Genomic DNA, 15,124 nt, shown 5'->3' with positions numbered 1-15,124 from the left:
CTCCGGGTGGGAGACGCGGCCTGCTGGTCCTGCCTGACCCCGGTCGGGGGAGCGCCGCCAGGGCCCGATCTGACCCGGGCATGCCGAAACGGCCCCCGGCCACCCGCGAGAGATCTGCGGCCGGCCGGGGGCCGTGGTGGTGCTGGGGTCGACGGTCGGCTCGTCCGGCGCCGGGGCGGTGCCGGACGCCGTCGCGGAGACGTCCGAGAGCTGCCGCTCCACGGCCGTGTCGACCCGCAGCCCGGCGAGCTGCTCGGCCGCCTCGTCGATCGCCGGGTCGGTCTGTGTACCCGCATCGTCGCCGATGTCGAGCCGGGCGCGTGGTCGGTGGACGTCGGGCGCCGCCACTTCGCGCCGGAGGGCACGTGGACGGTCCACCGGGACCGGGAGCCGATCGGCACGGTTGTCGGTCGCGAAGTTCGCCCGGCGCCGCAGCTCGGGCGCGATGCTCACTTTCACCGTGCCGTTGCCGTTCGCGTTACGGGCCGGTGACGAACTCGGCGAGCGCCTGCTGTCCCGGCGTCGGCTCCACGACCTTCGGCATTCGAGCGCGAGTATCCAGCTCGGCGCGGGCGTGGATCTGGTGCTCGTGTCGAAGGGGCACGGGCACAGCTCGACCCGGGTGACGAGCGACTTGTACACGCACATGCCACGGCCCGTGGGCCGGGATGTGGCCGAGAAAATCACAGCCGCGGTGCCTCGCCGCCCACCTGTCGCCCACCACGATCAAGAACCGAGAAAGAGAGGATGACTTTGATGCAAACCAGCAGGTCAGAGACCTGCGTACGGGTGCGCCGTCAGGGACTTGAACCCCGAACCCGCGGATTAAGAGATCATCGGTGGTTCGTCTGTCAACGTCCGTGGCCGTGCGCCGGTGCTGGTCGTCTGCTCGGCGTCGTCCGCTGGGTTCCGTGGCCGTCCACTGCTGTTCGTGGGCTTGGCTGCCGTGCTGGCTGCCACCGGTCCCGACCGTTCTTCGGCCCCTGCCTTGCAAAGTCGGTTCGGTCCGTCCGCTGACGTCCATGTCTGTGCGCAGCGTCCGTCAGATCTGGACGCCGGTCCTACCCTCGACCACCGCCGTCCGTGGACGTCTGCCGGCCGGCGACCGCCGGCCACGCCACCGGGATCACCGCTACGCAATTGGATCTTCTCATACCCATCATCACGTCCTTCTGGGGTGAGGTGCCGAACCCGAGGGGGTACGGCACCTCACCCCGACCGCCCGCGGCGTGGACCGGATGTGACGAGTGGACGTGGCATGCGGGTGTTGCTGCTATAGGAATGTCTCCTGGGACGGCTCCTCGGAGGTGCAGATCGAACCATTATCGAGCAGGGCGTAGGAATCACTGAAGACGTAGGCGAAATAATCCCCGCGGGCGTACGCCTTGCCGCTGTTGTGGCTGCCCTGCCAGCTGGTCCGGAACGCAAGGGATCCGCTGGCACCGTATTCATACTGGTACCCGGATCCACTCGGTCCGATGATCTCTGCGCCCCAGCCGTACGAGATGGCCCGCCGGCCCCCGCTCAGATTGAATCCGGTCACCATTCTCACCGGAGTCCCATCTGAGCGCTCGTACAGATAAATATACGAGCTCCCGCAGGTTCCCGACACGGTGTTCTGTGTGGTTACCCCGCCCGGCGTGGTACTGCCACCGCTCAGGCGCTGGGCCTGGGCCACCGCAGTAGCCGGCAGTTTTATGGTCTGGCCGGACGACAGCGCCACCTGGTCTTTTCCGTCGGCATCCGGACCACTGATGACGCGGGTTATCGTAGAGAGCGCCATATCGGAGCTGCCGCTGGCTGGCGCTGCCTCGGCAGTTCCGGAGCCCAGGAGCGGGAGCAGTGCTGCGGCTGCCACTGCCAGCCCTCCGAGCAGTCTGCGAGCAGACTTCATGATGGTCAAGCCCCTTCGTAGCACCTGATGCTGGTCATTTCGGACCTGTGCGGGGGAGGCTAGAGGTGTCTACGTGGCACAAAAAGGGTATTTAGACCCTGGGTGGGGATCGATTTTCGTATGTCTCCGCAGCAGGGAGCTTCGCTGTCGACCGTCTATGACAATGCGCACTGACGGCTGCAGGTGGAGGATGGGTGTAGGTCGGTCGGACTGTTCGATCGGTGCAGGTGGGCGGGTCTGCGTCGAAGGTGGGGCGTCCCGCTGAGAGGTGGAGTCGGTAGTCTGCTTGCGAAGCGGCGTACCAGGGCGGGTTGGCGCCGCCTGGGCCGTCAGTGAAAAGGTGCCGCTACTGATGGTTGCCCGGAGCAAGCGTGTCACGCAGCAATGTGCTGACGGTGGCTGGATCGTGGGCGACGGACAGCGAGCACAGGGCGATGCCGGGCCTCGGGCGATGTGACCAGTCGTCCGTGACGTTCAGAACAATGAGCTTCCCGTGTATCTGGTCCGGGGCGAGATGATGATCGCTCATGGTGGCGGCTACAACCTCGTTGATCAGGTCCCAGCTCACCAGGGCGGGGGAGTTGGTCCCTGCGGGGGCCTGGCTGGCCTGGTTGCTCCAGTCGCGGGCGTCCGTGAAGCCGAGGGCGGCCAGTCGGCGCAGGTGTGGCCACGGTTCGAGTGCGGCGAACGTCGGCGGATCGAAGACGTTCTCCTGCCTGGCCTGCCGGCGCCGCCACCGGGCTCCAGGAGACCGCGCGGCGGAGGCTGCTGATTCTGGCACCGATTCCGGGTCATGGGTCGGCTCTGGATCGGCCTCGAATCTCACGAGTTCGCGCCACCAGCGAAGCCAGTCCGCGCCGACTGTGCGGCGATCGTCCGCGTTGAGCGGGTAGCCGGCTGGGCCGGATGCGGGGACGGCGCCAGCATCACCTGCCGACCGAGCCACCTGCCCCGAGGGTGCGTCCTCGGCCTGTGGGACGATCAGCTGGGCGACGTCTCGCAGGAACAGGGCCATGTCCAGGACCTGTGCCCCGCCCACCTCCAGCCGCCAGGACGGTACGTTCGAGAGCCTCATCGCCGCGCCCCTGAGTAATTATCCATGCACTCTTTATATGATTGGTGTCGGCCGGCCGCGGCGCACCAGCAGAAAAACCGGGCCGAATCCGGCATCTGGTTCGAGGTTGTGTATCAGGGGCTCCATCGAATCCGGGGGGCCTCACCGGGTTGCCGGGGGACTGCGCCGCCAACCGGCCACCAGAACAGCAGCGTTGATCGAAGAAGCGGCGGCGGGTGCGTTACTGTCCTGGCAGGACGACATCTGATCCGATCGTGCGACTGTCACTCGATCATGTCGGATTCGGGGCCCGAGACTGGCGGAGTCGCGTGTGCGATGGAGCTGGGTTCCCTGGATCACGACTGTTGATCGTTGCCGGCTGTGGGAATGGTGTTGCCGCGCTCTCGCCGCCTCGTAGGCCTTGAACCCGCGACGGTGACCGGCGACGATCACCGTATGGTGACGTCCTTGGTGTCTGCCTGGCTGCCCGTCATCCTGGCCGACGTTGCCGGCACACCCGTGGCGGACTTCCAGGTGCGGCTGATCGACGTCGACCCGGCGCACCCCGGCGGCCGTGCGGAGCTCGAGCCGCCGTGGGCGTGGACCGTTGGGGTGTGGTCGGGCACTCCTGGGGCGCCGAACTCGCCCTGCGCTATGCCGCGCGTTTCCCCGACCGGGTCACCGGCGTCGTCCATATCGCCGGAGTCGGTGCGGGCGACGGATTTCGTGCTGAATACGACGCCGAGCGGACGCGTCGGCTGGGCGCGGACCTCGCGCGGTGGAGCGAGCTCGGCAGTCGGCCCCGCCGCGCGGCAGAGGAGCGGGAGTGGTGCCGTGTCGCCGATCGGTCTCAAGGTCCGACCTGCACCCGGTCAGACAGCCGCATGTAAGCGCACGGGTACGACAGAATCGGCGCGCCAGCGACCCGCACCCACGAGAGGTGCTGGTCTCGGCGGGTGAAGGCCTGGCCGGTGGTGTGGGGACGGGGTGCTGAGGTCCGCCCGGGTGGCTGGCGACGTCAGTCGGGCGGGGGCGTGGCGCTTCCGGGAGCGTTCGCGTGGCGGGGTGGCCGGTGGCCGGCGCGGATGGCCGTCTCGATGAGGCCTATCACCCAGGTGGCGGCGTCCGCCGCGGCCGTTGGGTCGAGGTTCCAGGTTGTGACCATGCGTTCGAAGGTGGGCACGCTCCAGTAGGCGTCCAGCGCGGCGGTCGCCATCTCGCGTTCGTCGTCGGGCCAGTCCTCGGCCGCCTGGTTGACCGCCGCGCGCAGTGCGTCGCGACGGCGTTGGTCGAGTGCCGCGAAGGTCGGGTCGTGGACGGGCCGGGCCTCGATGGGGAACCTGCTGAGGTAGGCGAAGGTCTGGCTGATCGTGTGGCCGATTGTCTCCAGGCGCATCGACGCGAGTTCGACGCCGGCCTCGGTCTCGAGCCGGCGCAGGACGGCGTCGTGCAGATTCCGTTCCGTGGCGAAATGGCGGTAGACGGTGCTCTCGTTCACGCCGGCCTGGCGGGCGACCGCGCGGACGGTCAGGCTTCGCCAGTCCCAGTTCGGGAGGTCATGCACCAGCTGGGTCGCCGTGGTGAGGATCCGCTCCCGGGTGGCCGCGGCCTGCCGGGACCGTTGCGAGTTCTCGTAGACGCGGGCGCGCGGCGGGCGGGCCGCGGCGCGGCGAGAGGAGTCGGGGTCCTGCGCGTTGGTCGAGCCCGCCACCTGGTCTCCCGTCCGCGTCGCCGGTGGCTCGTCAGCGTGGCCGTTGGTGGCGGCCGGCGCGAGCGCAGGGACGAATCTAGTCGCGCGCACGCTGGCGCGTGAGTGGGTCGCCGGCGTCGGGGCGTCTCGCATGGGGCAATCTCGTGCGAGACATCTTGCTTGAGATGGCTTACGCTCGACGCACCTTGTCCGCTATGTACCGGGTGACCGGTGTCTGGAGACGATCGTGACGACAACGGAGCTCCCCGCGGACGCGATGGACCCGACGCACGACGACCAAAAGTCGGCGAAGATCGCCGCCGGGCGCGTCCGGCCTGAGCCCGGGGCGAGGGAAGTCGGTGGTTTCGGCTTAGGCCGGGAGGTCCTGCGCAGCGGCCAGATGCTGCAGGCTGGCGTGAGCGGTGACCGGTTCTCCCCGGAGGACAGGTTCTGCCCGGTGTTCTTCCTCGACGGCGAGCGGCACAAGAAGGCGCGGACCGCGATCGCGCGCTACTTCACCCCCAAGGCCATCAACACCCACCACCGGCTGGTCATGGAGCGCACCACCGAGCGGCTGCTCGGCCGGCTGCGCGCGACCGGTACCGCTCGTCTCGACGAGCTCAGCTACGAACTCGCCGTCGCAGTCGCGGCGGAGATCATCGGGCTGACCGGCAGTGACCAGGCCATGATGGCGGGCCGGATCGAGGCCTCGTTGTTCGCCACGCGGGTCGGTTCCAGGAACAAGGCCGTCCGGTTCGGTGTCGGGCTCGTGTCCGCGCTCCACGCGGGGCGGTTCTACCTGCGGGACGTCCGTCCGGCGATCAGGGCGCGCCGGGCCGAGCGGCGCGACGACGTCATCTCGCACCTGATCGACGAGAGCTACCCGGACCGGGCGATCCTGGTGGAGTGCATGACCTACGCGGTAGCCGGCATGGTCACGACGCGTGAGTTCATCGTGATGGCGGCCTGGCACCTGTTCGAGGACGACGCGCTGCGGGCCCGTTTCGTCGCGGCGGACGCGGCCGACCAGACCGCGATCCTGGAGGAGATCCTGCGCCTGGAGCCCGTCGCGGCGATGCTGCACCGCAGGGCCGAGCGTGACGTCGCGTTCACCGGCGCCGTCGCGGCCGCGGGCGACGTGCTCGCCATCAACATCCGCGCGGCCAACGTCGACCCGGCGGCGGTCGGTGCCTGCCCGCACGCGCTCGACCCGGACCGGGGGGCGAAGCAGAAGCAGGTCGGCTCGTTCCTGAGCTTCGGCGACGGCAGCCACCGCTGCCCCGGCGCGCAGGTCGCGATGGCCGAGTCACGGATCTTTCTGGACGGGTTGTTCGCCGTGCCCGGCATCCACCTGGAGCGTGCGCCGGACCTGACCTGGTTCGACGGCCTGGGGAGTTACGAACTGCGCCACGCCGTCGTCGCCTGCGCGCCAGCGCCCACGGCCGACTGACCTCCGCCCGCGACGGGTTCGAGCGGCCCGCGGCGGTAGCGCGGTCGCGGGCGGTGTCCTGGTCCGCGCGTCCGACGGCATCGCTCGACCGACCGCGCGGGGAGGGCCGCGGGAAAGGACAGCCTCGAGGGCGCCCGCGGGTAGCCGTGTGCGGACCGCCGCACCGAGGTGGCGCCACGATGACGGAGGCCGACGTCGGCCGGGCCTGCGAGCCGAGCCCCGAGGCTCCGCGTGGCCGGGGGCGGCCGCGTGGTCTCAGCGAACGGGTTCGCCGGGATGTGTTCAGGACGGTTCGGGAACTGCTGGCCGACGTGGGGTACGAGGCGCTGCGGATCGATGATGTCGCCGTCGCCGTCGCCGTCGCCGTCGCCGTCGCCGTCGCCGCCGCCGCCGCCGTCGCCGCCGGCGTGCACAAGACCACGCTGTATCGACAGTGGCCCGGCAAGGCGGATCTGGTGCTCGAGGGGCGGGGCGCGGCCGAGGCCGCGGCGCTGCCTCGGCCCGACGAGGGCAGCTGGGACGAGGACCTGAAGCAGTTGTGCGCGGGCCTGCTCCGGGTCTTCAACAGCCATCGCTACCAGCGCGCCGACGACACCACCGACGGCTGGCCGCCCGAAGCACTGCCCCGACTCGCGACCCTGACAGGCAGGAACGTCCTCGCTCTCCAGCGCGCGCTGCCCGCGCTACGCACCGTCGGCCCCAACGCCCCCGGCCATCCACGCACCAACATCCCCAACCGGCCCGTCCGCTTGGCCTGCCGGCTCTGCGCGGCTCGCCCGCGCACCGTGCGACGCAACGCCAGGAAGCGGAAGCGGCCGGCAGCGCATGGCGTAACGAGCACGATTTGGTGTTCACGCAGCCGACTGGCCACCCGATCGACCCCAGTGCCGATCACCGGGCCTGGAAGGCGCTCCTCGACGCTGCGGGCGTTCGGGCTGCCCGGTTGCACGACGCGCGTCACACGATGGCAAGCCTTCTGCTCGCGCAGAAGGTCCACCCGCGGGTCGTCATGGAGATCATGGGGCACTCACAGATCAGCCTGACGCTCGGCACCTACAGCCACGTTGCGCCGGAGCTGTCCACCGACGCCGCGGACCGGATGGCAGCGACGCTGTGGGACACCACGAACAGTGACAAGCCCCAGCCGAAGTCAGAGGAAGAAACGGAGGAGGAGCCAGAGGCCGAATAACTGCTGTGTGCCCTCTGGCTGCCAGCGTGGCTGCCAAGAAGGATCAGCGCTACGGCAGGACCGTGCCGTATGGGCTGATGGGAGCGGGTGCGCCGTCAGGGACTTGAACCCCGAACCCGCGGATTAAGAGTCCGCTGCTCTGCCAATTGAGCTAACGGCGCGTTGCCTGCGCGTTCCCTGTCGGTTACCGCGTCGACATCGAGAACTGTACCAGGTCTCCGTCGGAGCGTGGATGGGGGGTGGGTGCACATCCGGGACAGGTTGGTCCCGGTCGCGGAGGGTGGGCGAGCTGGGACATCCTGGCGGGAGGTCGGCGGTGCCGCGGAACACCATGATCGCTTGCTGGAAGCGGTCGGCGGCGGGGCGAGGTGTGGTCTGGGGCGGAGCGGGGCGGGCATCAAACGGGTTGCCGGGATGTTGCGCTGACAGGTACGGAGTGGGTCGTGCGCGGCTGCCGAGGGACGTACGGTCGGAGCGGAGGGCGCGTGCCCTCTCGGCCGGTCCGTCGTAACCGTCGACCAGGAGGTCCGCCGCGAGCACCGAAGCATCCGCCTCCGCGCCTGAGGCGTCCCAGCGCACCAGTGGGACGTCGGTTCCGCCGTCTCCCGCCCGTGAGCCGGATCAGCGCCAGGTCGGGGCGACAGCCGAGGGCGGGATGACCATTCCCGCTCCGACGGACCGCCGGGACGCGCCCCACATCGCTGGTCCGCCCCGCACCCGGGAGGTACCGGCAGCCGGCCCGGAATCCGCCTCCGGCCCTGAGTCGGTGACCAGGGTGGCCGAGCCCGTCGGGTGGGTGCGGCGGCTGGGGCGGCAGTTGTGGGTGTATCGCCGCAACACGGTTCTGGCGTTCGGGGGCGCGCTGCTCGCGACGCTGGTGACCGCCGCCGTGCCGCTGGTGGAGCGGCAGGTGATCGACAACGTCGTGGTGACGCACCGGCATTCGCTCACGCCGTACCTGATCATGCTGCTCGCGTCCGGTGTGGTGATCTTCGGAGCGGCGTTCCTGCGGCGTTTCTACGGCGGGAAGCTGTCGCTCGACGTCCAGTACGACCTGCGGGACGCCGTGTTCGGCACGATCGAGCGGCTCGACGGGGCGCGCCAGGACGCGCTGTCCACCGGGCAGGTGGTGAGCCGGGCGATCTCGGACGTCACGGTCATCCAGGGGCTGTTGTCGTATCTGCCGATGGTGTCCGGCAACCTGGTGCTGTTCATCGTGTCGCTGGTCGCGATGGCGTGGCTCTCGCCGGTCCTGACGTTGATCGCGCTGGCCATGGGGCCGGCGCTGTTCCTGCTCGGGGCGCGGGCGCGGCACACGGTCTTCCCCGCGACGTGGGCGGCGCAGCAGCAGGCGGGTGAGGTCGCCGGCGCGGTCGAGGAGGCCGTCGCGGGCGTGCGGGTGGTGAAGGGGTTCGGGCAGGAGCCGCGGGAGCTCGACCGGGTGTCCGCGCACGCCCGGGTGCTGTTCGCGCTGCGGATGCGGGCGGTGCGGATCACCAGCCGGTTCGGGGCGGCGATGCAGGCGGTGCCGGCCCTCGGGCAGGTCGCCGTGCTGGCGCTCGGCGGGTGGCTGGCGCTCACGGACAGGATCACCCTCGGCACGTTCCTCGCGTTCAGCACCTACCTCGGTGCGCTGATCGGCCCGACCCGCACGCTCGCGGGTCTGCTCACCGTCGGCCAGCAGGCCAGGGCCAGCACCGTGCGGATCTTCGAGATCATCGACTCCCGGTCGACGATCACGGACCCGCCGGACGCCGTCACCCTCGACTCCGCCCGCGGGCTGGTCGAGCTGGACGGCGTCACCTTCGGCTACCAGCCGGACCGGCCGGTGCTGCGCGACGTCAGCCTGCGGATCGAGCCGGGGGAGACCGTCGCGCTGGTGGGCACGTCCGGCTCCGGCAAGTCGACGATCTCCCAGCTGCTGCCGCGTTTTTATGACCCGCAGGCCGGCGCGGTCCGCCTCGACGGCCACGACGTCCGCACGTTGACGCTGCGGTCGCTGCGCGCGCAGCTCGGGATGGTGTTCGAGGACAGCTTCCTGTACTCCGACACCGTCCGGGCGAACATCGGCTACGGTCGGCCGGATGCCACCGAGGACCAGGTCGTCGCCGCGGCGCGGGCCGCCCAGGCCGACGGGTTCATCCGCGACCTGCCCGACGGCTACGACACGGTCGTCGGCGAGCAGGGGCTCACCCTCTCCGGCGGCCAGCGCCAGCGCGTCGCGCTCGCCCGCGCGCTGCTGAGCGACCCGACAGTGCTGATCCTCGACGACGCCACCTCCGCGGTCGACGCCGGCATCGAGGCGCGCATCCACGCCACCCTCGCCGAGGTCATGCGCGGACGCACCACCCTGCTCATCGCGCACCGCCGCTCGACGCTGCACCTCGCCGACCGCATCGCGGTCCTCGACGCCGGCCGCATCGTCGACCTCGGCACCGAGGACGAACTGGCCGTCCGCAGCCCGCTGTTCCGCGCCCTGCTCGCCGGCCCCGGCGACACCCTCGCCGACCAGACCCCACCCGATCCCGCCGGCACCGCCAGCCGGACCGATGCGGCTGGAACCGCTGCGGCCGTGCCGCAGGCGGCCGTGCCGCAGGCGGCCGTGCCGCAGGCGGCCGTGACACAGGCGGAGGTGGCCGGGTCGGCCGCGAGCGAAGCCGCGGTCCCAGGGCCGGCCGTTGGCTCAGGGCTGGTTGTGCCGGCCGTCCTCGGGAGCCGGATCGGTGGGCAGGGATCTGCTGCGGGCGGACACCGCAACGGCGCCGTCGCGGCGGGGACGGGTGGCGGGCGTGGATTCGGCGGCGGCTCCGGCGGGGTCGGTGGTGGGGCGCGGGCGTTCGGCGGGCCCGGCGGGCGGGCGATCGGCGGTGGTGGGGCGTTCGGGGACGTCCCGGCGACACCGGAGCTGCTCGCCAAGGTCGACGCGCTCCCGCCGGCCGAGGACGACCCGTCCGTCGACCAGGCGGCCGCCGCAGCGCCCGATCCGGGCTTCACCCTCGGGCGGCTGCTGGCGTGGGTGCGCGTCCCGCTCGTCGTGGGCCTGCTGCTCGTCGCGCTCGACGCCGTCGCGGGGCTCGCCCTGCCGGCCCTGGTGCGCCACGCCGTCGACGCGGGCGTGACCAACCACGCCCGGGGGGTGCTGTTCGGCACCGCGGGGATCGCCCTCGCGATCACCCTGGCCGACTGGGTGACCCAGGTCTACCAGACCCGGGTCACCGGGCGGATGGGCGAGCGGCTGCTCTACGTGCTGCGGGTGAAGACGTTCGCCCACCTCCAGCGGCTCGGGCTGGACTACTACGAGCGCGAGCTCGCCGGGCGGATCATGACCCGGATGACGACCGACGTCGACGCCCTGTCGACGTTCCTGCAGACCGGCCTGACCACCGCCATCGTCAGCCTGCTGTCGTTCTTCGGCGTCCTGATCGCGTTGCTGATCCTCGACGCCGAGCTCGCCCTGGTCGTCGTCGCCGTCCTGCCGGTACTGATCGTCGCAACGGTGATCTTCCGGCGGCGGTCGTCGATCGCGTACACCGAGGCGCGGGAGCGGGTCAGCGCCGTCAACGCGTCCCTGCAGGAGAACCTCACCGGGCTGCGGGTCGCGCAGGCGTTCGGCCGCGAGGAGGTCAACCAGGAGCGCTTCCGCGCGCTCGCCGACTCCTACCGGCGGTCCCGGATGCGGGCCCAGCAGATGATCGCGTTCTACTTCCCGGGGGTGGAGTTCCTCTCCCGGATCGCCGGCGCGCTCGTCCTCGGCATCGGCGCCCACCTCGCGGTGCACGGCGACCTCTCCGCCGGCGCGCTGCTCGCGTTCCTGCTGTATGTGAACCTGTTCTTCTCACCCGTCCAGCAGCTGTCCCAGGTGTTCGACGGCTATCAGCAGGCCATGGTGGGCCTGCGGCGGCTGTCCGACCTGCTGCGCACCCCGACGTCCACCCCGCCGGCCGAGCGTCCCCGGGCCGTCGGCCGGCTCACCGGTGAGGTCGTGCTCGACGACGTGACCTTCGCCTACACGGTCGCCGCCCGGCCCGGCGCCGGCGGGCCGGCGGGCGGTACCCGGACGGCGGGCAACGCCGTGGACGGCGTCAGCCTGCGGATCGCGCCCGGCGAGACGGTGGCCTTCGTCGGTGAGACCGGCGCGGGCAAGTCGACGATGCTCAAGCTCATCGCCCGCTACTACGACGTGACCAGTGGGGCGGTGCGCATCGACGGCGTCGACGTGCGCGAGTTCGACCTGTCCGCCTTCCGGCGCCGCCTCGGGGTCGTCCCGCAGGAGCCGTTCGTGTTCTCCGGCACGGTCCGCGACGCCATCGCCTACGCCCGCCCCGACGCCTCGGACGAGCAGGTGCGCGCCGCCGCCCACGCGGTCGGCGCCGAGGCGTTCATCGAGGCCCTCCCCGACGGGTACGACCAGGCGGTGGGGGAGCGCGGCCGCGGGCTGTCCGCCGGCCAGCGCCAACTGCTCGCACTCGCCCGCGCGGAACTCGCCGACCCGGACATCCTGCTGTTCGACGAGGCGACGGCCGCCCTCGACCTCGCCACCGAGGCCGCCGTGACGGCCGCCGCGGAGGCGGTCACCACCCGGCGGACCACGATCGTCATCGCCCACCGGCTCACCACGGCCGCCCGCGCCGACCGGGTCGTGGTGATGGCCGACGGCCGCATCGCCGAGCAGGGCACCCACGCCGAGCTCGTCCGCGCCGGCGGCGCCTACGCCCGCCTGTGGGCGGCCTTCACGGCCGGCGCCGACCCGACGGCCGCGCCCGGCACGGATGCCATTCCCGACACGGATGCCATTTCCGACACAGATGCCATTCCCGACACGGGTGCGATGCCCGACACCGGTGCCGTGCCCGCGCCGCCGGACGCGGAGCATTCCGCGGTGTCATGATTCGGCGTTCGACGGCCGGGGGAGGCCGACGATGCGCGGTCGCCGCCATCGTTCCGGTGCGGCGACGATCGGGACGTATCGAAGGAGGCCATCATGCCGGCGGACACGCTCCTGGTCGACGTCGCCTGGCCGGAACTGCCCCGCCAGCTCACCGGGCCGGAGGAGCTCGCCGACCAGTTGGGCGCGGGCCTGAGTGACCGTGCCGGCATCGCCGCCGTCGACGAGAACGGCCTGGCCGTGCTCGTCCGCCGGCCCGCGGACGTGGAGGCGTTCGCCGCCGACCTCGCCGACCAGCTCTCGATGATCGGCATGCCGGACCGGACCTGTCTCTCCTGGCGCGACGAGCTCGGCATCCACCGCCGGCCCGTCACCGGCCGGCGCATCGCCAACGCCCACCGGCCCGTCGCCTAACCACCCGGGAGCGCGGCGCCCGCGCCCGCGTTGGCGATCCGGCGCTCGTCACCGGGTGTCGTGTCCGCCGCGGCGCCGTCCGCGGCGGCCAGCGCCTCGCGGGCGATCGCCGCGCCGTAGCGGGCGGCGCCGGGCGACGCCACCGGGCACGGCGTCATCGGCGGCTCGATGTACGGGCAGAAGTGCGTCCCGTCGGGGCTGCGGATAGTCACCATCCCGCCGGGACCGCACGTCTCGCCCTGGTCGCACGGCAGCGTCGGCGCGAACCGGCCATCGGCGCTGACCACCCGGCCGGCGGGCGCGACCAGAGTGTGCGGGTGCGCCGCCGCGATCTCCTGCCACAACCGGTCCAGCGGCGTCAGCCCGGCGGCGTCGACCGACTGGTCACTGCGCGGCGGTGCCTCGACCAGCAGCACCGTCGTTCCCGCGGCGGTGAGCCGCTCGACTGCGGCCGTCACGTCCTGCCGGTAGGCGGTGAGCAGATCTCGGCCGCGCATGCAGTCGCTGCCCTGGTTGCCGGAGAACGCCAGCGCGGCCACGGTGGGATGCCAGCGCCGGGACTGGTCACGGATGTCGGTGAGCCAGTCACACGGCGCTGTGCCGCCCCAGGTCCGCACGAGCACCTTGGCGGGGGCGGAGTCGCGATGCTCGGCCGTCACCGTCTGAGCGAACGACGCCTCCGATTCCCACGCCAGCGAGTCCCCCCACAGCGCGACCCGCGTGCGCGGGCCGGGCGAGGCATGGTCGATCACGAGGGCGCCCAGCACCAGCGCGATCGCGGCCACGAACATCCAGCCGATCGGCCCCAATCGTCCGATCCGCACTTTTTTCTCTTTTCCTCTCTCTGCGGCGAACAGTCACCACTGGCCGGCGGAACGCATGCGGCGTGGCCGTCCGTCGGGATCGTAGATCGCATGGTAAAGAGGCGCGGCCCACGCGCGGCGCAGACGGCCGAGTCGGGTCGGGGTGTGTGGCACTATCCGGCCGGGTGGCCGGTCGCCGACCCGGCCGCCGGCATGCCAGGCGGCGAGATCCTCGGCCCGCCGGCGGAACGCGGCGAAACCGGCCGCCGGATCGAGCAGGTCGTCATCCGGACCGTCCCAGTCCAGGTGCTCGCGCCACAGCCGCAGCCGCAGGTCCCGGGCGAACACCCGGGCGCCGTCGCCGAGGCCGCCCAGGTCTCGCGGCTCGCGCGGGTCCAGCGCGTCGTCGATCGTGGCGACCGCCAGCTCGCTGTCGTGCGTCCACGACCGGCGGTTGAGGTTGTCCGACCCGACCGACGCCCACACGTCGTCCACCGTCACCGCCTTCGCGTGCACGTAGACGGGGGTGCCGGCGTGGTTCTCCACGTCGTAGACGGCCACCCGGTCGCCGCCGGCGGCCCGGCAGACCTCCAGGGCCTGCTCCCGGCCCACCAGGTTCGGGGGCAGCGACAGCGGTCCACCCTGGGTCGGGTACCGCGGCACCACGATGATCAGATGCAGGTCCGGGGCGCGGCGCAGTGCGTCGGCGAACAGCCGGGCGACCTCCGTGGACCACATGTACTGGTCCTCCAGGTAGATCAGCCGGCGGGCGCGGCGCAGCACCTTCTGGTACGCCCGGGCGATCGACCGCTCCCCGACCGGGGCGAACGGGTACGGCGGCCGCAGTCGGCGCGGATAGGTCCGCAGGATCTGCACGTTGTGCGAGCCGACCGGCGGCGGATCGGCCCGCACCGCGGGCAGCGGGTCCGTGCGCGTGGCCACCGGCCGGATCCGGTAGAACAGCCGCCGCAGCGGATTCGGGGTGTCCAGGCTGGCCGGATCGTCCCACCGCTCGCGGAACGTGTGCTCCAGGTCGCCGACGGCCGGGCCCCGCACCTCGACCTGGATGTCATGCCAGGGCGGGGCGTCGCCGTACTCGGCGGCGATCGGCTGACCCTGCGGATCGCCCGCGTGGGCGGCGTCGTCGCGCCGGTTGTAGCAGAGATCGATGCCGCCGGCGAAGGCGACGCCCGCCGACGGGTCGCCGGCCGGCCGCGCCACCACCAGCTTCTGGTGATGGCTGCCGCTGCGACGGACCCGGTGGTCGAGCACCACCTGCGCACCCGACTCGGTCAGCCGCTCCGCGAGCAGCCGGTTGGGCTTCGAGCTGAACGACAGCAGCTCCAGATGCGAGCGCCAGACCAGCCCGCGCACCACGACCCCGCGCCGCGCCGCGCGGCCCAGCACCTCGCCGACCTCCGAGCCGGCGCCGTCGAGGCGCTGGTCGAGATCCCCGCGCCAGTCGGTGAACAGCAGCAGATCGCCCCGGTCGAGCTTCTCGACCGTCGTCAGCAACCGGCTGAAGTACTCCCGGCCGTGGATGAGCGCGACCACGAGGTTGCCGGTCGTCCACGAGCGGTCGTCCGGGTGCCGGCGGTCCAGCTCGGTGTCCGGGTTACCGCGTTCCTCGGCGGTCAGAAACCAGGCGCGCAGCAGGCCGTCCTCGGCTGGCGGTGCCGCGAGCGGCGGCGCGTCCGGCGCCTCGTCGACCGTGCCTGTCATCGAACCCCGATCCCTCTCTCGCG

10 protein-coding genes, 1 tRNA gene and 2 pseudogenes are annotated in these 15,124 nt (G+C 71.7%); 6 read left to right on the top strand and 7 right to left on the bottom strand.

Going from position 1 to position 15,124, the window contains the following annotated elements; genetic code table 11:
• The 3 genes and pseudogenes from MXD60_RS21020 to MXD60_RS21010 all read right to left on the bottom strand — a co-directional run.
• A pseudogene (locus MXD60_RS21020) lies at positions 1 to 648 on the bottom strand (hypothetical protein); the annotation flags it as partial.
• A 625-nt stretch (positions 649 to 1,273) separates the two neighbouring features.
• Positions 1,274 to 1,903 (bottom strand): hypothetical protein, encoded by a 630-nt coding sequence (locus MXD60_RS21015; protein ID WP_248821046.1) that lies wholly within the window; start codon positions 1,901 to 1,903, stop codon positions 1,274 to 1,276.
• Between the two features lie 337 nt (positions 1,904 to 2,240).
• Positions 2,241 to 2,969 (bottom strand): hypothetical protein, encoded by a 729-nt coding sequence (locus MXD60_RS21010; RefSeq protein ID WP_248821045.1) that lies wholly within the window; start codon positions 2,967 to 2,969, stop codon positions 2,241 to 2,243.
• Positions 2,970 to 3,541: 572 nt separating this feature from the next.
• On the opposite strand from MXD60_RS21010, the gene MXD60_RS21005 reads away from it, so the two are divergent.
• Positions 3,542 to 3,838 carry an alpha/beta fold hydrolase gene (locus MXD60_RS21005; protein ID WP_308222552.1) on the top strand — a complete coding sequence of 99 codons (297 nt, stop codon included), beginning with the start codon at positions 3,542 to 3,544 and terminating at the stop codon, positions 3,836 to 3,838.
• 128 nt (positions 3,839 to 3,966) lie between these two features.
• Here MXD60_RS21005 and MXD60_RS21000 read toward each other — a convergent pair whose 3' ends face one another.
• A complete protein-coding gene (locus tag MXD60_RS21000) occupies positions 3,967 to 4,791 on the bottom strand; it encodes a TetR/AcrR family transcriptional regulator (protein WP_248821044.1) in 825 nt (274 codons plus the stop codon).
• Between the two features lie 94 nt (positions 4,792 to 4,885).
• Here MXD60_RS21000 and MXD60_RS20995 point away from each other — a divergent pair, with 94 nt between their 5' ends.
• From MXD60_RS20995 to MXD60_RS20985, 3 genes and pseudogenes are all read left to right on the top strand, one after another.
• Positions 4,886 to 6,088: a cytochrome P450 gene (locus tag MXD60_RS20995; RefSeq protein ID WP_248821043.1), complete on the top strand. Its 1,203-nt coding sequence runs from the start codon at positions 4,886 to 4,888 to the stop codon at positions 6,086 to 6,088.
• Between the two features lie 433 nt (positions 6,089 to 6,521).
• A pseudogene (locus tag MXD60_RS29485) lies at positions 6,522 to 7,100 on the top strand (hypothetical protein); the annotation flags it as partial.
• Positions 7,101 to 7,106: 6 nt separating this feature from the next.
• The gene (locus tag MXD60_RS20985) at positions 7,107 to 7,277 is read left to right on the top strand and encodes a hypothetical protein (protein WP_248821048.1); all 171 of its coding nucleotides are present in this window, start codon (positions 7,107 to 7,109) and stop codon (positions 7,275 to 7,277) included.
• 88 nt (positions 7,278 to 7,365) lie between these two features.
• Here MXD60_RS20985 and MXD60_RS20980 read toward each other — a convergent pair.
• A tRNA-Lys gene (locus MXD60_RS20980) sits at positions 7,366 to 7,438 on the bottom strand.
• A 494-nt stretch (positions 7,439 to 7,932) separates the two neighbouring features.
• Here MXD60_RS20980 and MXD60_RS20975 point away from each other — a divergent pair.
• Positions 7,933 to 12,165 carry an ABC transporter ATP-binding protein gene (locus MXD60_RS20975; RefSeq protein ID WP_248821042.1) on the top strand — a complete coding sequence of 1,411 codons (4,233 nt, stop codon included), beginning with the start codon at positions 7,933 to 7,935 and terminating at the stop codon, positions 12,163 to 12,165.
• A gap of 93 nt (positions 12,166 to 12,258) precedes the next feature.
• Positions 12,259 to 12,576 carry a hypothetical protein gene (locus MXD60_RS20970; RefSeq protein ID WP_248821041.1) on the top strand — a complete coding sequence of 106 codons (318 nt, stop codon included), beginning with the start codon at positions 12,259 to 12,261 and terminating at the stop codon, positions 12,574 to 12,576.
• On the opposite strand, the gene MXD60_RS20965 is transcribed toward MXD60_RS20970, so the two are convergent.
• Entirely contained in the window at positions 12,573 to 13,400 is an 828-nt protein-coding gene (locus MXD60_RS20965) for an SGNH/GDSL hydrolase family protein (RefSeq protein ID WP_248821040.1), read from the bottom strand. The two genes, MXD60_RS20970 and MXD60_RS20965, sit on opposite strands and share 4 nt — an antisense overlap.
• A 33-nt stretch (positions 13,401 to 13,433) precedes the next feature.
• The gene (locus MXD60_RS20960; RefSeq protein ID WP_248821039.1) at positions 13,434 to 15,101 is read right to left on the bottom strand and encodes a phospholipase D family protein; all 1,668 of its coding nucleotides are present in this window, start codon (positions 15,099 to 15,101) and stop codon (positions 13,434 to 13,436) included.
• Between the last annotated feature and the right edge of the window lie 23 nt (positions 15,102 to 15,124).

It is taken from the genome of Frankia sp. AgB32 (assembly GCF_023243045.1).
Classification (GTDB): Bacteria; Actinomycetota; Actinomycetes; order Frankiales; family Frankiaceae; genus Frankia.
The sequence above is the reverse complement of the archived record's forward strand: the minus strand, read 5'-3'. Positions and strand labels throughout refer to the sequence as shown.